Here is a 25805-nt window from a genome sequence, read left to right as displayed (position 1 = left end):
TCATAACTCCTCAAGTATGCCCTTGTGTCCATTTAAACTGCTGTAAGTTGCGATTAAATCATCAACTGTGGTGTTGCTGAATTTTTGGACTTGAAAGCCAATCGCTGGTAGGCCTTGATAGGTTCCCATTGAATTCGCTGTGAAATCAACTTCAGCCCAGCCACTCAAAGAGTTGAATTCGTTATCAAATCCCTCTGTTTCTAATAAAAGTCGATTTATGGCGCCCAAAATTTCAGTATTGATGGCAGGCTCTGAGAAACTTTTGATGAATTGAATCACATTGGTCTGATAGCACAAAGAGGGGGTGGCTCCTTGTGGAGGTGGTGAGCCGATAGTGTTTTGGTTGTTGTTAGTTTCTCTGTCAAAAACTCGGTAACTGAATTCTTCACAAGCGTCAATCTGGTTCCAGGTTTCAGTGAATGGAGGGATGGGCGTCAAGTCGTTGACATGAAAATTTTTAGTTGGGAAGCTAATTACCCACTCAGTCGCTGCATTAAAGTCTGGTTCGATGGAGTATTCATTGAACAATTTACTTTGCATCAAAGTCGCTGAAACGGCTTCATACCCATTTGGCCAATTTTGAGTGACAACTTGGCCGTTAATTGTGACATTTGATTCTGTGGTGCCGCTGGATAAATCAGGCAGCATGCTACCTGGTTCTGTATGTTCCGCTGCACTTTGCCAGAAACTATTTAAAGCCACCGCATTGAAACCATAGGAAGCACCATTGGCAACATCAACCACTGATGCTGAACCCATCAGGCCACCATTTGGGTTGGAAAGATCGGTCGTGGAGTCATTGATCCAATAACCGTTAGACCAAGCGTCTAGCAAAAGTTGGCAGTTGGCTGGCACACCGCTGGTGCCATGTGATACAGCGGCGGCAGAGCCGAATTCTTCATTAGTTAATACACCTAATTCAATAATCTCAATGTGACCAGTTGTGGTTCTTGATAAATCATTGTTATTGGGGTCGTTGTCTATCACAAATGGTAAAAATTCTTGACCAGACTTATTTAAAAATGGCGTGCATGATTGATCAGCACTGACGTGCAATACGCTTTGCTCTCCAATATGACCCATGATTGATGAGGTGGTTGGCACCAACGCACCTGACCAAACATCAAATTGGTCTAAGTAAACGTTAAAAATAAGCGCCTCAGCCCCATTATCACCCTCAACAAACCTCACTTTAATGGCTTTAGGATTGGCCGTTAAATTGACCACATAATACAGTGTATTTAAGTTGTTGTTTACGGTGTAATAAGGAAATATGAGCACTTCTCCCTGATGATTTTCACTCAGAGAAACGGCTTGAGATTGAGTTGGTAAATAAAAACTAAATAGTGTTAGTACGAACAATATACATTTCATGATTTAATCCCTTTTTATATTGAATGAATGTTTCAGAGTAATTGGATTAGTCTGAAGAAATTATTTAAACACATGGGTTGTTAGATTTAGATTAAATCGATTTCAAAGTTGTTTTTTTTTACTTATTTTCTTGGGAATGAGCATGAAACCATTAAAAATCAAACTGAATAGGACGCCGCCCACCAAACCATATCCCCAGGCCCATAAATTAATTGGTAAGCCAGGCGAAAAGTTTTTCGCGGTGCCATTGACTAGGTCAAGGCGCATGTGGGTAATGAAATAGGGCACTTGATACCACAAAGGTTCGGCTTCAAACACTGCCAGTTCGCGTTGGATGTCTTGGGTTTTTTCCACCCGTTGGCTGATTTGTTGCGCCGATGCGGCAACAGCTGGGTCGGCATTTTGTTGCAAACGTTCGATGTATGCCTCTAAGTCACCAGCAAAATGTAAGTCTGCGGTTTCTTGGTATTCTTTAATCTGCTCGCTTTGTGAACTGGCATAACCGCCCATGCGCTGGGTGTATTGTTCAATAAAATGCGGCAATTGCAAAAACACAATGGCACCCAAGGTGAAGCATATTTTATCAATCAGGCTTTTAATCATGGGTTTATTCTAGCATCAAAAAAGCCGGTCACAAGGAACCGGCTTGAGAGTGTGATTATTTGTTTTAAATCACAGGCAGGCTTTTAAGTTTTCAATGAAATAATCCAAATCCTCGTCGGTTTTGGTTTCAGTGACACACAACAACAAAACTTCTCCCAGTTCTGGGTAGTGATTTGAAATGTCCACGCCAGCGACGATGTCTCTTGCTGCCATTTTTTCAATCACCTCCGCCGCTTTGGCTTGGTCTAACTTAACCACAAATTCATGAAAGCCAGCGCCATCAAACAACACCGCTAAACCATCGGTAGCGTTGATTTTTTGTTTCAGTTTGTCGGTGTTGTTGATGCAGTTGGCTGCCACATTGCGCAGGCCTGTTGAGCCCAATAATGACATGTAAATGGTTGATGCAGTGACCATAAGGCCTTGGTTGGTACAGATGTTTGAGGTCGCCTTGGCGCGCCGGATGTGCTGCTCACGGGCTTGGTAGGTCAAAACAAAACCTTCCTTGCCTTCTAAATCAGTGGTCATGCCGACGATGCGTCCGGGCATGTTTCTGACAAAAGATTCTTTGCAGGTCAGAAAACCATAATAAGGACCACCTGATGACATTGGAACACCCATTGACTGGCCTTCACCACAACAGATGTCAGCGCCTTTTTCACCCCAGTTGCCAGGGGCAGATAATAGGGCCAATGACATGGGATTAACCAAACCAATAACCAGAGCGTTTTGCTCATGGGCCCAATTGGTCATGCCGTGCACGTCCTCATACAAGCCAAAGTAATTGGGTTGTGGTACCACCACTGCAGTGATGTCTTGATCAACAAATGACTTCAAATGATCATGATCGACCAATCCTGTCTTGGCATCAAAATCAATTTCAATGATGTTAATTTCCTGGTTTTTAACAATGTTATTGACCACTTGAATGTAGACTGGGTTGATGTTTTTTGGGATAAGGATGTTCTTACCTTTGCTTTTGCGGTTGGCGCGAACAGCCATTAAAATAGCCTCTGCCAAACCCGAGGATCCGTCGTACAAAGACGCATTGGATACATCCATGCCCGTCAAATGAGCCATCATGCTTTGGTATTCATAAATCACTTGCAGTGTGCCTTGGGCCGCTTCAGGCTGATAAGGGGTGTATGCAGTGTAGTATTCACCACGGGTGGTCAACTGCCAAACGGCTGCGGGTATGTGGTGCTCATAGGCACCCGCTCCTGCAAAACACATCGGTGTGCCATCTTTCTTGGCCAATTGGTTGATGTGTCGAGTGACTTGCATTTCACTCATGCTGTCAGGGATTTCGTCCAATTTAGACGAAATCAATTCTGGTGGGATTTCATCAAACAATTGGTTGATGCTTTCAACACCAATGGTGTCCAGCATTTCTTTGATTTCTTGTTCTGTGTGTGGGATAAAAGGCATAGTGGTTTATGTGTGTACTAAAAACAGTTAAAAGGTCAGTGAGTTACTCGTCATCAACAATTGAGTTGCGGTAATCTTCAGCACTCAGTAAAGAACCCAAATCAGCATCTTCACCCAGCTCTAACTCAAAAATCCAACCGTCATCATAGGGTGAATCATTGATCAATTCAGGGGTGTCCTCCAACGCATCGTTGGCAGCCGTTACGGTGCCTACCAATGGGCAGTATATGTCAGATGCGGTTTTCACCGATTCAACCACGCCACATTCATCCTCTTGGGCATATGATTCGTCAACTTCGGGTAATTCAACAAATACAATGTCGCCTAATTGTTCTTGTGCAAACTCAGTGATACCAACACGGTACTTACCATCACCTAAATCTTCCAACCATTCGTGACTGGCGGTGTATTTTAAATTATCTGGTACATAACTCATGATTCAATCCTCTTTCTTCTGGCCCCTAAATCAGGCCTCAATTAATGATTTGCCATTTCTGACAAAAGGTAATTTAACAACGCGACAAGGCAGTGTTTTGTTTCTGATTTGTACTTTTACCGCATCTGGGTTCATTTTTTTGTCAACAACCGCCATCGCAATGGCTTTTTCTGTTGATGGTGAGTAACCACCACTGGTGATGATGCCTTCATGGCCCTCGTCATCAACCAATACTTGGTCGTGTCGCAGGATGCCGCGACCCTCCAAAACCAAACCAATTAATTTTTTCTCAACGCCAGCCTCTCGCTTGGCAGCCAAAGCTTCGGCACCATTGAACGCTTGATTGTCTTTACGCAGCGTCCAGCCTAAACCACACTCCAAAGGTGTGATATGCTCATCCATGTCTTGGCCATACAAATGCATGCCAGCTTCCAAACGCAAAGTATCGCGTGCGCCCAAACCACAAGGCTGAACACCCGCATCGATTAACTGTTGCCACAAAGCTTCGGCTTGGTCACTGGGAACGATAATCTCAACGCCGTCCTCGCCGGTATAACCGGTTCGTCCAACAAACATGTCATCGTTGTAGGCGGCATAAAAACGTTTGGTTTCACTTAAATCAACTGTGATCAAGGGTTGTAATGTTTCAATCGCTTTGGGACCTTGAACCGCAATCATGGCGGTATCAGCCTGTTCGATCATGTTGGCATCGAATTCGATGATTTGTGACTCAATCCAAGCCAAATCTTTCTCACGGGTTGCCGCATTGACCACCACACGGTAATCATCATCAGCCAGTTTGTAAGTGATTAAGTCATCAATCACACCACCCTCATGGTTCAGCATGGTGCTGTAAAGGGCTTGGTTGAGGTTGAGTTTGGTGATGTCATTGGCCAGTAACTGATACAGGAAAGCGGTGGCCTCTGGTCCTTGGATGTCGATGACGGTCATGTGTGACACATCAAACATACCGACATTTTGTCTGACGGCATGGTGTTCTACGATTTGAGAACCGTAGTTAATGGGCATGTCCCAGCCACCAAAATCGACCATTTTCGCGCCCGCATCACGGTGCGCTTGATTCAATACTGTTTGCTTCATCTAACCTATTAAAGATTGCAAAAAATTCTGACGAACTATACGCTAAAGAACTCACTATTTTCAACCAAAGAATAAGGAATATAAAGATTATATGACAAGAATATACACCCGCAGCGGCGATGGCGGTGAAAGTGGCCTAGCCAACGGCGAAAGAATCAACAAAACTGATCAACTTTTTGCAGTCATGGGCGATGTCGATGAACTCAATGCACAACTGGGTATGATGCGTGCTTTGAGCCATGATAAGAACATTGACCAACAACTGTCAAAAATCCAACACAAGCTTTTCGATGTCGGTGCCCAAGTGGCCCAATACAAAGACAACAACATCACCCAAGGCGATGTGACACAACTGGAGGCGTGGATCGATACTTGGCAAGACCAACTCGAGCCATTGAAACAGTTCATTCTGCCCGCCGGCAACCAGGCCGGCAGTGCCGCTCACCTGGCCAGAAGTATTTGCCGCCGCGCCGAGCGGGGCGCCTGGCAAGCCGCCAACAACCATGAAATCGAACCCGAGGTGATGCAATACCTCAATCGCTTATCAGATTATCTATTTGTTTTGGCCCGTATTTTAAATGGTGGCGATGAGGTATTTTGGCAAGCGGGGTGAATGTATCTATTAGCCAGCCCACCCTGCACTCAAAGCGGCCCAGTTAAAATTTCTCTGTACATCATTTTCTTCTCGTTCCCACGCTCCAGCGTGGGAATGCATATTTAAGATCAGCAAGTCCCAGTTTTTTAGTATGATTCACAGGTAATGACTTTGAATTCCAGTCAGTCCTTGATATTGAGCCTATGGCCTCCCACCCTGGCGCATAGGAACCAGAAACAGACGATTCTCTGTTAATTTCACGTGTCAGTGCCCAGGATGTCGGTGGTTTGTCAGTTTGGACTGCGCACTGAGGAACGAGACACGGTATATAAAACGTCTAAATGTTTCCCTAAAATCACATTGGGCATTTACATCAATGTATAATCATTGGATAAATAAATAAACCAGTATGGGGGATTCATGGCAGCATCTAAAGACAGTTATACGGTAAATCTGTTTCCGTATAAAACCAATCAACTGACCAATCAAAGGCCCAAATCAGCAACTAAATCAGCAGTCAGTCCACAGGGCGAATCCGTTGCGGTTTGTTTTTCTGGGGGTGGATCGAGGGCTTTATCAGCGGCCATGGGTCAGCTCAGGGGCTTGCGGCATTTGGGTTTGATTGATAAGACTGCGGTGATTTCGGGTGTTTCTGGTGGGGCTTGGGCCAGTACGGTGTATGCATACATCCCAGAGCACATCAGTGATGATGAATTGTTGGGAGTCACCACATTGGCACCCAATGAATTGACCTGGAATCAGCACCGCGGCAGTGATAAAAATACCGCATTGGATTACCTGCCAGCGAATAACATGGGGCGCATACCCGGGCGACTGGGGGTGGCGAAATTTACGGCTGAATCTCTGGATATGTTGGCCGATGGCGTGCCAGCGCATGAACTGTGGGTCAGGTTAATCGGTAGGCATGTGTTCAAACCTTATGGCCTGTTCACCGGCTGGAATGATTCCAAGTACTTCACCTATGATGAGGATTGGTTCAATCAACACATCAAAACCAATAACCCTGAGATGATTGTTGATGAATTTCATACCTTCCCATCCGATCGCTACCGGCCCGATTTAATCATTCTAGGCAGCATGATTCCACACGAGGTTCAAGGTGACTTTAATCTGTTGCCATTTATGTTTTCGCCATTTTATTCAGGTGTCATGGCTGATTTTAAAACTCAAGACCCTTCATCACCAGATATTGGAGGCGGTGGCGTTGATTCATTTGCTTTGAATTCAACCGAACAACAAGCAGCTGGTGATGATCTGCAGACAGTGGCTGTGCCAAAACATCACTTTGCGCTGCATGACATGGCCGGTATCAGCAGTTCATTTTATGCCGAAGTGATCAGTGCCCAACATGCCGAGTTAGATGGCCTGTTGCCAGTTTACAATTATTGGCCAGTCAATCAACCACAACAAAACAAAGCCAAAAAATATGCTTTTGCTGATGGTGGTGATTTGGATAACTCTGGAGTGGCCAGCATGCTGCGTCAGGGCACACAAAACATCATCTCGTTTTTAAACACCGAAGTAGCACTGGGTTATGACAAAGCCTTGGGCTTGGTGAAAGTGGATGACCAAGTGCCTCCGCTGTTCGGCTACCAACCCTACACCGAAGGTCATGGCTATGTACCCTACAAAAACCACAAGTCACTTAAGCCAGGGTATGAGGTGTTCAGAGCGAACCAAGTGTTTCTTGAACAAGACTTTGATGACTACTTGACGCAACTTTGGCAAGCTGCACAAGCCGGTGGTACAGCTTTGTGTTATCAGCCAGGCTTGAAGGTTCTGGCCAATCAGAAATACGCCGTTGAAGCTGGCGCAGTCAACATGCTGTGGGTTTATAACAACCCAGTCAAAGCGTGGTGCAAGCAATTAAAATTCACCGTGCGGCTGGGCATGAAGCTGAAGTTTTGGCTGTTCAATGATTTTCCCAATTACCAAACGATTGATTTGGGTTTGACCCCCAGGCAGGTCAATTTGTTGGCCCACCTGTCGTGTTGGAATGTGGCATCGAAAAATACCCAAGGCAACCCCGATGGCATAACCAACCGCGCCATGTTTGAGTGGATGTATCAGAAAAAATAAAAAGATTGTTTAATCTTTGGGTTCAATCACAAAAAAAAGCCAGCTGATACGCTGGCTTTTTAGTTATAGAAAGTACTATTGAATCAGTAGCCCGGGCCAGTATGTAAACCCGATGGTACGGCTCTGAAATAATTATAATTGAATGTCTTTTCCTCCTCAGTGGTGTTCCACTCAGCCTCTAAAATGCGCAAATCTTCTTGTAACTGATTAAAGATTTGGTGCATGGGTTTTGCAAACTTTTCATCAACGCCTTCAAGCAAGTAAGTGAAGTCATCCAACAACAAAGTAAAGCGGGCTTTACCCGTGGCCAAAGCCACATAAGCCAAAGAACGCCAGTCATCAACCGCATAGGTCGAACCGTCTTTAGGTACCTGTGTTTTACTGATTCTGGGATCCAGCGCCGCTCGGATGCCGGTGGTGCCATAAACCTGGTGTCTGATAACCAGGTGATGAATGGTGTCTGAGGCAAACCGAGCCACACCTGATTTGGTTTTAAAGTCATCATAACGTTCAGGTAAGCCTTTCAGCATCACCAGATTCAAGCCATCATGAAAATCTTGTAGGTACTTATCGTTAACCACCGCTTCATCATCGGCATAAATGACGTCAATCAAGTTGCTGGTGTATTTGTGCCATATCTCGGCGTATTTCAGTTCCCAATTGATGGCAGAGTTGGGTAACACGTCATTGTCATCATCCAACATCAGCTGTTTTCTGTATTCAAAGTTCTCATCGGTACCGTACTCAAAATTGGCATAAGTATGATTCAAATGATCAATCATGCCATCGTGGGTGGTGGCAAAAATCTGCGAGAACACAGCACCGTCCTGGACCAAATGCTCGGTGGTGATTTCCTCGGCCAGCTCATGCGAGAACAAGTGTAAATACATGAAAGTGCGGAACGGGTGTTGCCATTGGCCTTGGACATCGAAAGCGTTGTGCATGGTCACTTCAACCAAGTTATAAGTCATGTGGATTTCAGCCAAGTGTTTACCGCTAATTACTTCATAATACAAGGATGCCAGCACTTGGGCTTCAACTGCCCTGAATTCTGGGTCATGTGGATTGGCTGATATGACTTTGCCTGATGAAGGTGCTACCACAGCGGTTAGCTGTAGCTTTTTCAGATCATTGTTGATGGCAAAGTGGGCCCCGCCACCGTAGGCTTCAAAATCAGCCTTGGTTTCAAAGTGTTCCAGATAACTGAAGTCGACTTCGAGGCCGCCACCTTCACGCGCTGTCAAAAACGGCGAACCCACGCCTGATTCAACCAGGTAAGCCAATAATTGGCCCTCCTTAAATGCCTTGATCACAGGTTCAGGTGTGGTTTCAAAATGGCCTCGATCGGGCAGGGTGTAACCAAAAAGTTTCCTGGAAAAAAACTTCGGCCAAAAGTCACGGCCATCACTCCAGATGGCCATCCTTTGTTTATCAGCCAGCGGTGTATTGACATTAGACTGTGGAATCACATGGTCTAACATGGCGATGGCCTTAAAGCCTTTCGTCGCTTTATTCAGCAGTTTTTTGAAAATCGTTACATTGCGCTCAATGTCCTCATCGGCAGGGATGCTCAAATCTTTCATTAAGTACTGGGAGTGGACCTGATAATATGGTTTCAGTCTGGATGCAACTGGTCTGTCATTGGTGTTGTTATAAACTTGACTCAAGTTGAACGGTTTAGGAAAGCGCTTGGCGCTGACCAAAACAAAGTACTGTAAAGTCCAAATGGCATGACTGAACACCGTTCTGAAAGCCTGAAACACTTTGGGAAAGGCATAGCCTACGGCCACCATAGCGGCCAAACAAACCACAATAAAACCCCACCAAAGCACTGACCACTGTGGCAAGGACACTGCCACATCGTGTGAAAAGTTTGGGCTGGCATTGGTTATCTTCACCAATGCCACATACAAACAAACACCCGAAATGGTACTCAAAGTATGAAACCCAGTACTTTTTAATGGTGTGGCTGTGGTAATCAGTAAAGCCGTTAACTGCAGCACCGATTGGGCCACCAATAAATAGGCCACCGCTGAGCCACCAAAAGGTATGCTGTGGGTCAAGACCAAAATGATTTGGGTGACTTGTAGGCCAGCCAACATTATAAAGACAAAACCAGGGGCGCCATTAAAAAACAAAGCAAAGCCCAAACCAAAAGCTATGGCTCCTGACAGGTATAATAGTACCAGGCGCATGCTTGGATCGGTAATCAATATACAGATGAAGAAAAATAAAATAGTAGCCACCACTGGCCCAAGGTTCAATAACCTGATGTTACGAATGAACCGATGAAAAGGTGTGTTGGTTTGTTGGAACGCTTGACCAGTGAGCAGTAACCAAAGCTCAAAGATCATGCCCAGCGCACTACCGAAAATGGTAAAAGCAAATGGCAGCCAAGCCCAAGTCGCCAAAGCCGAATCAGTCTTTGGTGGTTTTAAAAATGGTAACAAGTCACTGAGCCAAGGCAAGAAAGCCTGTTGTGGCTCGGTCAATTGCACATACATCAGTGTTGACAGCACTGCCATGAACAGCAGGCTTAAAATTGATAACAATGAGCCTGGTATTGAATAGCTGATTTCAGCCGGCTTTTTGAAGCGTGCCTCAATCGCGTAGCTTATCGGTGTATTACCCTGTTGTGCATTACTTTTTGTTGTCATAACTCCCCCTTATACAGTTATATACATGTTGCACCCCGATCAAAGAACATGATGAGGTGATGAATGAGATTTGATTTTAGTTATACATATTAGTATAGCGTTAATAGTTCTCATTGAACAAGCTATAATTAAAAAAGGGTGGTTGAGGCTGTTTGATAATCTTTGGGTATGGTCATTAGGGACAAGTGCTACTCTGGCCAAGTTATATAAAATGGTTATTGGCTGTGACTGAAAACAAATCAGCCACACCAGCTATGTCTTTATCAATTAATGATGACTTAAAAGATGTGTTGGGCTATTTTTTCCACATGCGAGGCAACACATCGGTTTTGTTGGGGTTCTTGCGGTGGTGGTAAGCCATGAAAATATGGCCGGTGACAAACAACAAAAGCACCCAGCCCATTTCACCGTGAAAGTTACCACCCAAATCCATCATCCATTCGATGCGTTCGCCTTCAAAACCTGAAAAAACTGGAATCCCAAACACCTCAAAAGACCGTCCAGAACCGTACTGTCTGATCAATGCCACAATGGGCGTAAGTAAAACCAGAGCATACAACGACAAATGTCCCAGTTTCGCTGCCATGCCTACTGAGGGCGGTCGGTTGTTCCGATTCATCAAAGCCCACACCAAACGCAACACGATTAACACCAACAACACCACACCCAAGGGCTTGTGCGACGGCCAGAAAAACGCCTCAATTGCCGTGTCCTCAAAAAAGTAGCGTGCGCCAGCGCTGAGAAACTGCCACAATAGCAGCAGGGCCATGCCCCAGTGTAATACCTTTGTGATTGTGCCGTAAGCTGCTGTTGTGTCTTTCATTGATATGCCTCTTTTTGTTATTCAAATCATTGATAAATATACCATATTTGAATTATTTTGGGATTGTTTTAACCAAGTAATTCAACCAAGCAAGTCATGTCATCTTGGCTGACAGACAAATCAAGCCAGTTGGTGCTTATTGAGACACACTTTTCGCTGGTGCTTTGTGGTTATGCCACAACAGCCAGCCAAGTCTACCAACCACGATGGCTATCAAGCCTGTGGTGGTGGTGCCTACTGTTGAAGTGATCCAAGTTTGACTGAAAATCAAAGCAAAAACAAATATGACCCAGATTAAATCAAGCAATATGAAGGCCTTGATTAAGCTTGGGCTGAGGTGGTCGCGATTGCCACACCAAAGTAACAACATGCCAATCAAATTCAAAGCCATACCCAATAATAAAACCACTACCTCAGGCACTTGCTTGGTGGTGCTGAGGAAATCAATCACTTGACTGGGCATGAAAACCAGTAAAGCGCCAATGATTAAATTGATTAAACCATTGAGTTTGAGGATGATACTGGTTTCATTCATATTCATAATAATGTGTTAAGGCACTTCTTGTGTGTTGTGCATGGCGGTTAATAACTGTTGATCTGTTGCTTGCCAATAATCACCGGCTTTTAACTTAAGTTCTTGCATCAAGCTCATTGCCTTAATCTGATCGTCGTTATTGAAAGCTGCCACTGCTTGGTATTTTTGAAGTGGGTAGATAAATGGTTCGAGTGCCCGTGTTTGTTCAATGTTGGCAATCAATAAATGTGGTTTGTAATTGAGGTACAAATCATTCAAGCGATTGAGGGATTCACTTAATGGCAACGGTTTGACTGGTTGTGAAAATGCCTGTACAGCAGTCAGATAGTGCTTTTCGGCTTCCGAATCATTGCCTGCCAATCTGGCTGAATCACCCAGATAAACCAGCATCCTATCAGGGAATGATGGCAGTAACTGTTGTGATAGTTTTGTGGCTTGGTTTTGATCCTCTTGATGAATGGCCAACATGAGTTTAAGCGATGCCAATTCAACCTGCCAATTCGCATCAGGGTTCTCAGCTGTCATTTGCTCAACCAGGTCTATGACTGTTTTGGCTTGGATTAAATTATTGTCGGCCAGATGGAGCTTCATCATCCAGTGGTAGGCATCAATTTTGTAAGCCAGGAGGTCAAGCTTGGTATTAAGTTCGAGCACATCTTGCCATTGTTCAAGGGCGAGATTGAACCTGCCTGTTTGTTGATAAATCATCGCCAATTTACTGCGATTACTGCTGATTGAACGGGGGTTATTGAGTTGCTTGGCATAAGATAAAGATTCTTTGACCAATTTTTCTGCTGTTTGAAATTGGTTGGCATCAATTAACCAACCGGCCAATCGTGATTTGGCTAGCATCTCATAACGCAGATTACCTGAGTGTTGATAGGCTTGAATGGCGGCTTTAGATTGTTCAATTGCCAGCGGTAAATTATTCATGTTGGCAGCCACTTTTGCATAGGTGTTCATGATAGACCCATACCTGCGATGCTGCATAGACATATCGGGTAAATCCAGCGCCAACAACAAGCGTTGTTCAGCTTCATCATATTGATTCATGTCACTGTACAAAATGGCTTGGTTGATATAAATGGCGGCCATACCATCGGTGTTATTGGTGGCCTCGGCGCTCTCAAGTGCAGCTTCATAAGCTTGGTTTGCGGCTTCAGGTTCATCGAGTATGTTGAGGGTAATGCCTTTGGCAACAGCAACGCGAAATGTCAGCCACTGGTCGTTGCTATTGATGGCATTGAGAACGCTGATGGCTTTTTTGGTGTCACCCTGTTTTCTCAAGGCTATGGCCGTTTCGTACCAAGCCAATTTGAACCTAGGGTCAGCCTCAGTGGCTTGCGTATAATAAACCAAAGCCTGTTCACTGTTGCCTTTGATTTGTTCAGTCAAGCCTTGAAAAAAACTCAGCAAAGCGGATTCATTTTGGGTGAATACATTGGCATCAATGATTTGTTGTGGCGACTCCAGTCCATCTTGTTGTGCTACCCAATCAGCGATTTGCGGGAATAACATGGATAATCTGGCGCTAATTAACTGAGTTTGTTCAACCTCGATGCCACTTTTTGAAAGGCTCAAATCAGCATGGTAATTATTGATGCTACCCTCATCGTTGGGCTGTTGGTACAAATCTATATGAACCACCCAATCAGTTTGCTTGGCGACTATCAAATCTATAGTTAATCGGGGTTTTTGAGTATCTGTGGTTCTGATTCTTTGTATCTTTTGTAGTTCTATCTGCGGGTATAAATGCAATAAATAGCCCAAGTAAGTGCTGCCACCATCAAGCAACCAATCATCTTTCGCTGCTTTTTGTGGCACAGCAGATTTAGATGCATTGTGTGCTGTGCTTGAACTTTGCCACGAGGCTATTTCGTTAGTTTCCTTATCAGCACTCAGCCAATAGCCCAAAGGAATTGTCAGAGTTATCAACAGCAAGAACAGCCATATTTTGTTGTGTTTTTGTTTTTTCGATGGAGTTTGTGTTGTGTGTTGTTGTTCAATGGCTGGCAAAAATCTGATGCCTTGGCCATAAACGGATTCAATATAATCACCTGGTTGTGCTGTATTAAGCGCTTTACGTAGTTTTAAGATACATTGATCGATGGTGTTATGAGTTACCACGCGACCACCCCACACATGTTCGATCAGAGCGTCTCGATCAATCAGTTGGCTGGGGTTTTCTAAAAGGTACACCAGTAAATCGTGACATTTTTTGGTCAATTCAACGGGTATACCTTCATGCTCTAATTGTTTTTGTTTGGCGTCGTATCTGAACGCCTCAAAGTGGTAATTCATTCGAGTAGAGGTCTTCCTTTTAATACATAGTTTAATGGGCTGTGTTCAATCACACTATAGCATTGAGCCGCATCTGGGATAAAATTAATTTAAGTGCATTGAATTGAAAAATTCAAGATAAAATCAGGTTCTGCTCATCATTTATTTAATACAGCTTGTTATATTTATGGCAAGTAATAAACAAGTAGTATAGGTGAGTAGAATGAAAAAAATTGGCTGGGGTTTTGGGGCTTTAACTGTTTTGTTTTTTGTCGTTGGGGCTTGGTTGTTGTTTACTGCTGCCCAGAGCATGACTTGGCCATCTGTTGATGGCAAGGTGGTTGAATCCAAAGTCGTTGGCCGCATCAATCAAGCGGGGGATACCCTCAGGCGTTACATTGATTATGTGGTTGAAGTGAAGTATTCCTATTTCTACCAGGGAGAATTGTATTTTTCAGAGCGTTATTCTTTAGGCACAGGAACAACAGTTAAGGATGGATTTGATGATAAATATTCGGCCAGAGTATGGCTACTTAAATCACCCTTTACAGCCGATCAACCAGTGACGGTTTATTTTGATCCAGATAACCCACAAAGTTCGGTATTGAAAACTGGCATTTTGTGGTCCACTTGGGTTCCTATGATCATGGCATTGTGTTGTGGTGTTTTGACTTGGATGTGCTTTTGGCTGAATCTTAAAGTTTTAACTCAGAATAAAGAGCAAGCCCAGAATCAATAAAGTCGGCAGCAACAAAAATGTCAATACCATGATTCCACCCTGAACCAATTGAGCTGTTTCAGGCTTTTTGCCCCGGTTTTGGATGCGTTTTTTTTCGACTGAACTGAGTTAATGGGTCTCAAAGCAGGGTATCTTTTCCAATTGTTGGCGCAAACTTAAAACCATTTGAAATAAGCATGAGAGCATCTCAGCATCAGGGTTTATATTGGGTTTGGTAGTCAGGTTAATGGATAGATGACCTGGTAACAGTTCCAACTCCCAACTGACCAATGTGTCGCAGTTACTTAACTGTTGTGCGCTGACTAAAAAATCTGAGTGACTTAATAATTTATTAGCCATTTGGCTATCTTGATGATAAACGCGATTGATGCCAATGGTTTTCTTGCTGCGCCTGAATCCTTTGAGTTTCAGGATTTTGTCAAACAACCAGGCGATAAAAGTAACGCTTGAGACAGTCGTGATCAATAAGCGGCTTGGTTTCTCAACGACGCAATGAAAGCCCAGTCGCATGCCAGATGACTGGCGGATGCGAACAGCCGATTCGCTGTTTACTCCAATGTATTGGTGCTTGGACAGCAGCCGCCAATCCAGCTCCCATACTGAACCATTGTGTGTTCTGTGGTAGCCAGAATGTGGCGGCCAATGGTCAACAAATGGTTGCCAGCCCGCTGCTTCAAATACTTGGCGCATGGGTGTCATTCAAAACCATTGTTGTATATCAAATCATTGCCGCATTGCACAATAACCAACCTATTGGTGCCGGCTATAACGCCGCTGCTGACGCCAACTGTTTCACAAGTATTTCCAGGGTTATTGGGTTGTGTGGCGATGGTAACGTTGTAATTGTCACCATCAGATAATTCGGTAGCAAATGGTGTGATGCCATTTTGGGTGATGGTCAAATTATCGCCGCCGTTATTTTGTAGGACCAGCCCTGGACCAGTCAGTCCACTGACATTAACACCTAACAGATAGGTGTTGTCTGCACAGCTAACCATCACGTCAATCACATCATCACCAGCAACTATGCCAGCACCATTGCTGACAGAACAAGCCTGACCATTCGGTTCTGCACTGATGCTAACCGCATAATTGCTGCCATTGGTTAAGGGTTCATCAAACACAAAACCACCATTGCTCATGATATTCAAGTCATCACCGCCGTTATTCTGCAGCACCAAACCTGGTGCGCTTAAGCCATTGACTGAGCCACCAATAAAGTAAGTGTTATCAACACACACAACGGCTACATCCGTTACATCTGCTCCAGATACAGTACCGCTGCCATTGCTGATGGTGCAGATTTGGTCGTTGGGTTGTGAACTGACCTCAACCGAGTAGGTGCTGCCATCGATGATTGGCTCAGCAAAAGTAAAAGCACCATTGGCCATGATGTTCAAATCATCGCCGCCGTTGTTTTGCAGCACCAAACCAGCTGCACTTAAGCCAATGACTGAGCCGCCAATGAAGAAAGTGTTATCAACACATACTACGGCTACATCCGTTACATCTGCGCCCGATACAGTGCCACTGCCATTGCTGATGTTACAGATTTGATCGTTGGGTTGTGAACTGACATCAACTGAATAGGCGCTGCCATCGTCGATAGGCATATCGAAAGTAAAACCACCGTTGTTGGTGAGGGTTAGGTCATCACCGCCGTTGTTTTGTAGCACCAACGTTCCGGATAAACCATTGACCGTGCCACCGATGTCATAGCTGCCGCCTGAACAAACCACACTGATGCTGGTGTCACTGCCAGAAATGATGCCAATACCATTATTCACTGTGCAGGTTGAACCATCATTTGGTTGAGTCAACACCATCACTTCATAAGGCGTACCATCGGCTAATTCTGAGGCAAATGTAAAATTGCCATTGTTGTTAATGATTACGTCAAAAATACCATTATTACGCAAGACCAGACCAGTCCCAGTCAATCCACTGACTGAACCTCCAACACTGTAGGAGTTGGTTGAGCAAAACACATCGACATCGGTAATGTCATCGTAACTTAATGTACCAGCTGAATTGACAATGGAACAGGTGTAGCCAGCTGGTGTGTTGGAAATACTCACCGTATATGAACTGGTTCCACTGACATCATTTGGAAACTCATATTCACCGTTACTGGTTAAGGTCAATAAATTTGAACCATTGAGGGCTAAATCTAATGATCCATTAAAAGGTAAACCAATCAATTGACCGCCAATCAAATAACTCCCTTCATAGACATATACTGCACCTGCATTTAATGCATCATTATTGGGTGAGGTGATTGTGCTGTTGGCATCACCATCTTCTGAAGTAGCGCTAATCACAATGTGATTAAGGTTTATCGCAACCGATTCTCCAAGATTGTCACCAGGACCAGTTCTCGCTGCTTTTAGGTACTGCTTTTGTTGCCATTGTGAACCATTTCGAGCAAACACATAGCTTACACCAGCGTCGCGTGCAAAATTATTAGGCGATGCCATGGTGCTTAATTCATTACCATCTTCCTCAGGTGCTCCAATAATCATCGTATTTCCAGCAATGTCCACAGCATAACCGAATTCATCTTCCGAATCTGTATTCTCAGCTTTAGTATAGGCTTGCTGTGTCCAAGTGTTTTTTTCGCGAATATAGACGTAAACAGCACCGGCATCTATGGCATTATTATTGGATGAATTTATGGTGCTATTGACATCGCCATCTTCCAAGTGCGCACCCACAACTACAGTTTCATCATCGATCGCAACCGAGTTGCCAAATTCATCTCCAGCTCCGGCATTGTGCGCTTTTAAATAAGCTTGTTGACTCCAAATCGATCCATCTCGCGTGAATACGTAAGCTGCACCTGCCTCAGTCGCGGCATTGTTGGGTGCATTAACCATGCTGTTGGCATCACCATCTTCTTCAATAGCACCAACGACAATGGTATTGCCACTAATAGCAACTGCATTGCCAAAGTAATCATTGGATTCAGCATTGCTGGCCTTGAGGTAAGCGTCAAGGTTCCAATTCTCGCCAAATCCTCTGTAAACGTAAACAGCTCCGGCTCTGGTGGTATTATTGTTAGCATTTTCAGCTGTACTATTGGTATCACCATCTTCATAAATACTCCCAACCACAATGGTACCGCCATCTATAGCAACGGCTGCACCAAAATTATCAAAACTTTCTGCATTACTGGCCTTTAGGTAGGCTGCTTGATCCCAGGTTCCTCCGCTGCGGGTGAAAACATACGCTGCTCCGGCCTGAATTGCATTGCTATTTGGTGTTGATGCTGTGCTGTGGCTGTCACCATTTTCTCGGTAGGCCCCGACTACAACTGTCGAACCTGAGATGGCTACAGCATTGCCGAATAAGACGCCTGCTTCAGCATTACTGGCTTTTAGATAGGCTTCTTGTGCCCAGTTGAAACCATCAAAACTAAAGATATAGGCCGCACCTGTGGCAGAAGCGCTGTTATCGCTGCTGTCACCATTGATTAATCCTGATGTACTGTCCTCATAAGGTGCGCCAATCACCATGTAATTTCCAGATATGGCCACTGATGTTCCAAAAAAATCAGACTCATCAATAACCGTTGGCTTCAAGTAATGCTCGTAGCTAAAACTCGGATCAATGGTGATTGGATAAGTGGCCAAGCGGTCATCTATGATCAGGTTAAAGTGGTCACTGCCATCGGCCAATTGCATGCGACTGGGCAGCACCGTGCCATGGGCATCCCAGACCTTCAGTCTGTCATAGTTGATTTTTTGGCCGTTCTCAGCAGTGAACACCAACTGGTTGTCCTCCTGAGAAACTTGGGTGTTGGTATCGATTTCGATGCCCACTTTTATTTCGTGACTGCCGGTGATGGGTCGAGTTTTGAGGCCAAACCACTGTTCGGTTTTATCCGCAGAGTTAACCCACCATTCCTTGATGGTTGGACTGTGGTGGTAATACAAATTATTGTCTTTAATCTCAATTTCTGGTTTGCCATTTATCTGCTGTGAACCAATCGAATTTAATTTCATGCCAATGCGAATGTGCTTGTTTTTAATGGTGGTCATGCCATCAGGCGCATGTTTGACCTGCCAGCCTTGAGCTGCATTCAAAGCAGTATAAAACCCATTTTCGAGGGGTTGGGGGTGGTATTTAGATGCCGCTATCTGTTTTTGAATGCTTTGCCATTGTTCCGAGCTCACACCTTTAGGCGGGGCGCTGGCCCAGCTACAGCTGGTAATGATTAATAAAAAAATTAAGGTCATATTGAATTGCGCTTTCATGGTTTCTCTCCTACACACTGAGTTTATCTGCTTGGTGTCTGTTGTGTTGAATGGCTTATTCAAAGCCATTACTGAAAATGATTTCATTGGGATCAGAAAAATACGCTGTGATGGTTTTGTTGCGGTCCATGACCAATGCACATGGGTTGCTGTCATCATTACAATCACCAAAATCAACTTCCCATCGATCGAAAACCATGCCGTTATCTGCCGTTGCCACCAATGATAAATTTACCCCCAAAGCAAAACCATATTCACATGTGGTGAAACAATTGATACCCGCATTGCCACTGATTGAGCCCGGTCCGATGACATCAACAGTCAAGTTCAAATCATCACCGCCTTGTTGGTATAAGATGATTTCTGTGAACCTGCCAGGGTGGTCAGTTCGGCCGGTTAGGTCGCCTCCTTTGGACTCAAAAACCACTCCCACTAAGGGTGGGTCTTGATTCAAATCTTCAACCACTTTTGGGCGTTCTGAGGGGTCGTCACTGTTGTTGCCGTTGATGTATTGTGAGATGATTTGGGTGCTCTGATTCTCAACATCATAAAGCAGCACATCTTTGCGATTGTCATCATCGCTTATAAAATCCACATCAAAAATAGAGCCACCATCTTCAAATTCGTAGCTGACATAACGACCGGAATCAGAAATGGCATAGAAATATATTTGTGGACTGTTGGTTGCTACTGGTAAGCCATCATCGTTACGCGTTACTAAGTAATGCGATTGGCTGATGCGATCGTACATGATGAGTTGTTCATTATCGGCTTCGGTGTAATCTTCAGGCGTGAGATTTTGTGCGGTGCTTTTGAACACCACGCGGTTGCCATTCTCAGAAATATATGGCGCATAAGAATCACCATCAGCTTCCAAGCCTGCGACTGTGGCTGATGCTCTGATGATAGAACCATCGGGCCATCGCTGCATGAATACATCACCCAGTCCATTGGTATCAGCGGGAACCAATTCTGCGCTGTTTGAATTGAATGTGATCCAAACATTGCTGCCGCTGCCACTGATGTCAGGAAAAAACCCACCAACAGCTTCACCAGTGCTGTTTTTACTGACTAAAGTGATTGCTTGGGTTAATGGAGAATAAACATAAACATCACTGTTGTTATTTTGGTCGTTTACATCAAATGACTCATAGGTAGCGAATACCACTTGGCCATTGTTATTGACTTGTGCATACAAACCAATCGCGATTTGTGTGTAGCTGTCATTAAGGCGATCGTATAAAAACAAATAATCAGAGCTTAAATCTATTTCTCCAGAAGGTTGAAAGTATTCAGAGGCATACACCACATAACGCCCTGATGCTGAAATTTGGTTGACGGAGAACACTTTGCGACCAATGATTTGGTGGCTGTTGGTGTGACGGTCAAATAGGTATAAATTCCTCTCAGCTGGAACCACTTCGTTAGTCAAATTGGTGGCGTCAGAAGCATAGACCACTGACATTTGATCACTGCTGATGGAAGGTAGATAGGAGCCATTATTAGCGGTCATTGGGTCATATGCCGCATTGCTCAAGTGCAGCAACTGACCACTGTTATTGTTTAAGGCATAGAGTGATTGATGAAATGGTGAGACTGCAGCTGTAGTTAAGTTAGTGGCTCTTGATGAAAATACTACCCGAGAACCATTGGTAGAAATATTGGCTTTGCTGAAAGTCTCATTGTTTGCTGGTTCATCATTAGGGCCGATTGTGATTTGTGTGATTTCTTCAGTGTCCAAATCATAACGGAATTGATCGAAATAGGGGTCATCAACCAAGGGTGATATCAGACCTGTGGTGTTGTCCCTGAAGAACACCACTGTACCATCACCATTGATGGTGGGTTCAAAAGGCACTGTGTCGGTCAATTCATTACCCTGTGGGGACAGGTTAATGCGACTGATTACACCACCATCGTATAAAAACAAGTCTTTGACTCCATTGTTATCACCTGGCACCAAATCATCTTGAGAGGTGACAAAAACCACCTGGCCAGCATTGCTCACACTCATTTTGCTGATTGATGAATCAAATGCTGCTGAGGAATCGCCATTGGGTGTACGATTAATCAAAGTAGTGGTGCCATTCAGGGTGTCTCTGAGGTAGACATTGTCTCCGTTGTTATTCAAAATCTCGTCTATCATGTTTTGATCATCAGTTGAAAAGACCACGTATCGGTTGTTATCACTGACGTCGCCAAAATTCAAAACGAAATCATTGGCACCGGTGATGCCATCTATAGAAACGGAAATCAACTCATACTGGCTGGTGATCAAATTTTTTCTATAAATTTGGACGCCAGAGCCGGCATCTGGGTGAATCAAATTAGAAGTTGTGAAAGTAACGTTTTGTGCATCATCAGATAGGTAAATATCATCACTACGCACTGAAAAGTAAGTGGGTAAGCCGATGTCACTGTGGTTGTTTACGACTCCTGTTTGTAAGTTCTTAACATACAGTGACTCATTGGAAAAACCCACACCATCTGGTAATTGCGCTGACCTTGAGCTGAATGCAATCCATTGACCATCAGAAGTGGGTGCACTGAATGCATCAATGCCATAATCGGTGATCTGGTTGCCCTCATTGTCGGTGGAGACAAGGGTAGTAACGCCTGTTTGCAAGTCTTTGATAAATAAATCGGCTAATTTATTGGTGTCATCAAAGACCAGGTTGGTGGCAACACTCAGGAAACTGACATAACGACCGTTGGCTGATATTTTGGCATTAACAATGTCGCCATTGATAACAGTACCAGCAGTAGATTCGGGTTGTGATAACCAATGTAAAACATTTGCTTGGATACCAGATGATAACGTTAAAAGTAAGATTGTTGTGGTGAATTTCATCGTATATTCCTGTTGGCTTGCGTATCAAAACCATCAGCAAAGATGATGTCTGATGTAGCTATGGTCAATAACACCGGTGGGCTGGTGTCTTGGCCACCGTTGCTGGTACCGCCGTTGTCGCGCAAACTGATTGATAATTCTGCCTGGCCACTGGCATCTGCTGCTAACTCAAAGCTGATTTCACCGGTGGCTGAATCAATACTTGGAAAACCAGCAAAGAAGCCTGTTGGTGCTGATAAGATTTGCGTGACAAAAACCAATGTTTGATCGCTTTCATTGCTTGGGCCAGGGGTTAAATTACTGGCCCAAGATAAGGTCACATATTGGCTCGGTGTGCCAACCAAAACATTTGAGTTCACATCAAATTGGGGTGCATCATTGACCGGTTCAATATTTAAAGTCACCACTGCACTGGCATCATTGATGCGATCGCTTATGCTGTATTCAAATGTCGTCAGGCCGTTGGCATCTGTATCGAATGGAGTGAATTCAAAGGCACCATCTGCCAACAATTCAACCACGCCCACATCACCGCTGCTGTTGAAACTGCCGGCAGATATGACCCACAAAGTGTCGCCATCAACGTCATTGGCCAGCAAGCCTGATTGAGGTGTTTGCAGTAAAACTTCACCCTCAAGTAAATCATAATCATCATCAATGGCATTAGGCGCTTCATTGGCTGGCGATGTCCCCAGCTCTACAGCACCAATGTCACATCCTGTGAGCGCATTGGGAACATCCGGTTGATCGATGGTTCGTAAATTGGTTTCTGGGTTATGTTGTTGTCGTTGATCTGATTCTATGATGTTGCATTTACCGTTATCTATCGCCAGGCTGTTGTTCAGCGGTAAGCGAGTGGGGGTGATGCCGCCATTGTCAGCGAGTGGCGATAACAGGGGAATGATGAGTATGGGAATTCCACCGACCCAATCATCATTGATGTTTGGCTGTCCAACAGGGAAGGCATTGGCACTGCTTTCGTTGTTACCTATCAAGTTATAACCAGTGGAGATGATGGCGCCAGCCAAATCAGGTGCAGGGTCTTGAGAATTATCGCTGTTGGCAGCGACGATGGTATTAAACAAATTGACTGGTATGGAAGAAGATGAATAAATGCCGCCGCCACCGGAATCATTGCCGGTTTGATCGCTGTTAAAGTCTGATTCATTTGAAACTATCGTGCTGTGTTTCACTGTAACTTCTGAAATTTCGTTGGGATAACCAGGTCCGCCCATGGCCAAAGCGCCACCTACACCGTCTGCAATGTTGTCTGAGAAAGTGCTTTGTTCAATGTTGACGACTGATTCAAAGCCCACGCCATTGGCACGAATCAAGATGGCACCGCCGGCAGCATCATCCAGTGGGTTTTGTAAACCAGGAAGGTTTGTTGCTGTGTTCCTCTCAAAAGTACTGTTCTTAATATCAACTTGTTGGTTGGCACCAATAAAGATGGCTCCGCCACCAGCGTTACCGCTGCTTTCTGCATATACAAAATTATCAGCAAAATAACTGTTATTGATCACTGTGGAATTATCAAAGCCTCCAAACAAAGCCAATGCGCCACCGCCTAATTCAGCATTATTGCCTATGAAGTTAACCCGATTGATCCGCAAAGAAGAACCGTTGTAATGTTGTCCCCATATAGCCGCGCCGTAGAATTCGGATGTGGCGCGAATGGAAGAACTGTCAAACGACACATCTCTTATGATGAAAGTTTGGTCTGCCAAATTATTAAACACTTTAAAAACCCTGTTCTGTGCAATACCAGTAAAAGTAACCAGTTCCTTGCTGGGGCCGTTGATGATGACAGATTCGGCTAAGACCAACTCAGTGACGGTGTTGAATGTGGTTGGAAGTATGGCGGTATCAAAAGTGATGACGTCAATGATTGGGTGAGCTTCACCAGCAGCACATTCACCCAGCACTGCACCCGATGGGGTGTTGTTGTTGGCTGCGTCAACTGCCTCACCTAATGTACACAAACCATCATCAGCAGAGGCTGCAATCAAAGCAGATGAGTTGATGGTAATAGTTGCTGTTTGGCCGGGCAGTGCCCAGGTCAATGACAAAATCACAGCATGTGCAAAGGTGATGGTTTTAAATAATTTCAACATGTTCAGCTCACGGTTATAAGAGTGATTTGAGTGTATGAAATGCGCTGGCTTAAATCATGATGAAACAATGAATAGATTCTTAATTTTGTTTTTAAATCTTTTTTATTTATGAAAAATATTTAAAAACAGCCTGTTACGCCGCTGTAGGGAATAGGCTGTAATGAATTGTTTAATAAAATTCAATCACATGTTTACAAATTCAAGATAGAGACAGATCAAAAGTCTTTCAGCTCATAACTGGATTTTTTTGCGTCTGTTTATTGAACTTGATTGGCCAGAGCAAAGGCGAAGCAACTCACCTTTGCTTTGGCTGGTCTGAGCTTTATTTCGATTCAGTTAAATCCGTTGTAAAACAATACATCAGTTTCAAATGCTCCGCGATCAACTGCTGTGCCAATGATGCGGTCAACACCATTGATGTCAGTATCCAGTCCAGCGATGGTGACTTGTGCATTACTGCCGCTGTTGATGGCAGGGCTGTCTGAGAGCAGCCCTGTGGGTTGCAACAGCACGTTAATTTTTAAGCGAGGATCGATTGGTTCAGAAACCGTACCTATGATGTTGCCATTGGTGTTGTCGCTGACACCAAAAACAGTCCCATCGACACCAAACAGGTTAAAACTACTGCTTTCTAAAAGCTCAGCTGAAATGTCATCAGGCACGCCAACTTCTCGATTTTTAGCGACAATACTGTTGTGCATGATTAAGTTATCACCAATGGATGAGTAGATGCCGCCGCCAGCGGAAGATATGCCGCGTAATGGGTTATCGAATGATTCACGCAACAAGTCGAAACCGGCATTATTTTCAGCCACTGTTGAATTAAATATCAGGCTGGCATCCATGGTATTACTGCGGGTATAAAGAGCACCTCCTCTCCACTGGCATAAGTTATCAAAAAACAGCGTATTTCTGAGGGTAAAATTTGATTGTTCGCTGGCATACACCGCACCACCATTGCGGTCTGCTTGGTTACGGTCTAACTCACTGCTGAGCACTTCGAAAGGTCGGTCCATATATAAGGCGCCACCGTGGGCATCCGCAATATTGAAACTGAAGACAGTGTTCTCAATGGTCACAATATGGGTTCCAGTGTCGGCAAATATGGCCCCACCTTGGCCCAAGTCTGAAGTACCTGGGTTATCATCACTGGCTTGGTTGAAGGAAAAAGTGCTGTTTTGAATCAGGCTGTCCAATGCGCCTGACTGAAAGGCCAGGGCGCCACCATTGACTGCATCATTGAAACTGAAAGCGGTGTTTTTGGTTTCTAATTTGCCGTTGGAATCAACCACCACTGCACCACCTCTTCCTGAGCTGTTCAGTGGTGTTTCACCATCACTTAAAGTCAAGTCATAAAGCCTGAGTCTACCACCCTGATTGATTTGAAAGTGACGCAAGCCATCGGCTTCTAACTTGATAGCAGGCACTTGAGAATCTGGCAGTGTGCCTTGAATGGTTATGGCACTGTCGATGGCCAATGCAGAATCACTGGTTTGGGTTTGGTATTCGAATTGATCACCGACCAAGTTGAGGATAATAACGGTGGAGCTACCTGGATTGGTTGTGGTGATGTTTTCATCAAACCTGATCAAATCAGGGCCAGAAAAATTGTTTTCATCGTTGGCCTGCTCAACGGCCGAGCGCAAGGTGTCAATGGTGAATACATCGGGACTGATTTCGCTGATCACTTGGCCACCTCCTGTGTCTAAATCTGTTTGTACAATGAATTCAGCAGCTTGGCTTATTCCGCTGAGAAACATCAAAACACATGCAAGCAATTTTATGGGTTGTGTAAAAGTTTTGTTTTTCATGTTGATTCCAGTTTGATTGAAGTTAAGAGGAATAACATAGCTTTGTGGCGAACTTTAATCATGACGTCATCATGAAAACAAGATTAAATTTCATTGAAGAAA

17 protein-coding genes are annotated in these 25805 nt (G+C 44.3%); 3 read left to right on the top strand and 14 right to left on the bottom strand.

What is annotated here, in order from left to right; genetic code table 11:
- The 5 genes from QNI24_RS11080 to gcvT form a co-directional block, all read right to left on the bottom strand.
- The gene (locus tag QNI24_RS11080) at positions 1–1374 is read right to left on the bottom strand and encodes a hypothetical protein (RefSeq protein WP_267176177.1); all 1374 of its coding nucleotides are present in this window, start codon (positions 1372–1374) and stop codon (positions 1–3) included.
- 102 nt (positions 1375–1476) lie between these two features.
- The gene (locus tag QNI24_RS11075; RefSeq protein ID WP_267176176.1) at positions 1477–1977 is read right to left on the bottom strand and encodes a DUF2937 family protein; all 501 of its coding nucleotides are present in this window, start codon (positions 1975–1977) and stop codon (positions 1477–1479) included.
- A gap of 69 nt (positions 1978–2046) precedes the next feature.
- Entirely contained in the window at positions 2047–3405 is a 1359-nt protein-coding gene (gene gcvPA / locus QNI24_RS11070; RefSeq protein WP_267176175.1) for an aminomethyl-transferring glycine dehydrogenase subunit GcvPA, read from the bottom strand.
- A gap of 43 nt (positions 3406–3448) precedes the next feature.
- Complete coding sequence (gene gcvH, locus QNI24_RS11065) at positions 3449–3841, bottom strand: glycine cleavage system protein GcvH (RefSeq protein WP_267176174.1); 393 nt, start codon at positions 3839–3841, stop codon at positions 3449–3451.
- 30 nt (positions 3842–3871) lie between these two features.
- Positions 3872–4942 carry a glycine cleavage system aminomethyltransferase GcvT gene (gene gcvT, locus QNI24_RS11060; protein ID WP_267176173.1) on the bottom strand — a complete coding sequence of 357 codons (1071 nt, stop codon included), beginning with the start codon at positions 4940–4942 and terminating at the stop codon, positions 3872–3874.
- Between the two features lie 91 nt (positions 4943–5033).
- Here gcvT and QNI24_RS11055 point away from each other — a divergent pair, with 91 nt between their 5' ends.
- On the top strand, positions 5034–5555 hold the full coding sequence (locus tag QNI24_RS11055) for a cob(I)yrinic acid a,c-diamide adenosyltransferase (RefSeq protein ID WP_267176172.1): 522 nt from the start codon (positions 5034–5036) through the stop codon (positions 5553–5555).
- 402 nt (positions 5556–5957) lie between these two features.
- Positions 5958–7637 carry a patatin-like phospholipase family protein gene (locus tag QNI24_RS11050; RefSeq protein WP_283708715.1) on the top strand — a complete coding sequence of 560 codons (1680 nt, stop codon included), beginning with the start codon at positions 5958–5960 and terminating at the stop codon, positions 7635–7637.
- A gap of 83 nt (positions 7638–7720) precedes the next feature.
- On the opposite strand, the gene QNI24_RS11045 is transcribed toward QNI24_RS11050, so the two are convergent.
- The 4 genes from QNI24_RS11045 to QNI24_RS11030 form a co-directional block, all read right to left on the bottom strand.
- Entirely contained in the window at positions 7721–10294 is a 2574-nt protein-coding gene (locus tag QNI24_RS11045) for a hypothetical protein (RefSeq protein ID WP_267176170.1), read from the bottom strand.
- A 295-nt stretch (positions 10295–10589) separates the two neighbouring features.
- Positions 10590–11117 (bottom strand): cytochrome b, encoded by a 528-nt coding sequence (locus tag QNI24_RS11040; RefSeq protein ID WP_267176169.1) that lies wholly within the window; start codon positions 11115–11117, stop codon positions 10590–10592.
- Between the two features lie 136 nt (positions 11118–11253).
- The gene (locus tag QNI24_RS11035) at positions 11254–11652 is read right to left on the bottom strand and encodes a hypothetical protein (RefSeq protein ID WP_267176168.1); all 399 of its coding nucleotides are present in this window, start codon (positions 11650–11652) and stop codon (positions 11254–11256) included.
- 15 nt (positions 11653–11667) lie between these two features.
- Entirely contained in the window at positions 11668–13953 is a 2286-nt protein-coding gene (locus QNI24_RS11030) for a winged helix-turn-helix domain-containing protein (protein WP_267176167.1), read from the bottom strand.
- A 202-nt stretch (positions 13954–14155) separates the two neighbouring features.
- Between QNI24_RS11030 and QNI24_RS11025 the strand changes: the two genes are divergently transcribed.
- Complete coding sequence (locus tag QNI24_RS11025) at positions 14156–14671, top strand: DUF3592 domain-containing protein (protein ID WP_283708714.1); 516 nt, start codon at positions 14156–14158, stop codon at positions 14669–14671.
- Positions 14672–14779: 108 nt separating this feature from the next.
- Here the strand turns inward: QNI24_RS11025 and QNI24_RS11020 are convergent, their stop codons facing one another.
- From QNI24_RS11020 to QNI24_RS11000, 5 genes are all read right to left on the bottom strand, one after another.
- The gene (locus QNI24_RS11020; protein ID WP_267176165.1) at positions 14780–15361 is read right to left on the bottom strand and encodes a hypothetical protein; all 582 of its coding nucleotides are present in this window, start codon (positions 15359–15361) and stop codon (positions 14780–14782) included.
- 5 nt (positions 15362–15366) lie between these two features.
- Positions 15367–18927, bottom strand: coding sequence for an FG-GAP repeat protein (locus QNI24_RS11015; protein WP_267176164.1), 3561 nt, complete (start codon positions 18925–18927; stop codon positions 15367–15369).
- Between the two features lie 55 nt (positions 18928–18982).
- The gene (locus tag QNI24_RS11010) at positions 18983–21778 is read right to left on the bottom strand and encodes an InlB B-repeat-containing protein (protein WP_267176163.1); all 2796 of its coding nucleotides are present in this window, start codon (positions 21776–21778) and stop codon (positions 18983–18985) included.
- The gene (locus tag QNI24_RS11005; RefSeq protein ID WP_267176162.1) at positions 21775–23892 is read right to left on the bottom strand and encodes a cadherin-like domain-containing protein; all 2118 of its coding nucleotides are present in this window, start codon (positions 23890–23892) and stop codon (positions 21775–21777) included. The genes QNI24_RS11010 and QNI24_RS11005 overlap by 4 nt, the downstream gene beginning before the upstream one ends.
- A gap of 332 nt (positions 23893–24224) precedes the next feature.
- Positions 24225–25703, bottom strand: coding sequence for a choice-of-anchor Q domain-containing protein (locus tag QNI24_RS11000; RefSeq protein WP_267176161.1), 1479 nt, complete (start codon positions 25701–25703; stop codon positions 24225–24227).
- Positions 25704–25805: the final 102 nt, after the last annotated feature.

The sequence above is a fragment of the Marinicella marina genome (genome assembly GCF_030065545.1).
Taxonomy (GTDB): domain Bacteria; phylum Pseudomonadota; class Gammaproteobacteria; order Xanthomonadales; family Marinicellaceae; genus Marinicella; species Marinicella marina.
The sequence above is the reverse complement of the archived record's forward strand: the minus strand, read 5'-3'. Positions and strand labels throughout refer to the sequence as shown.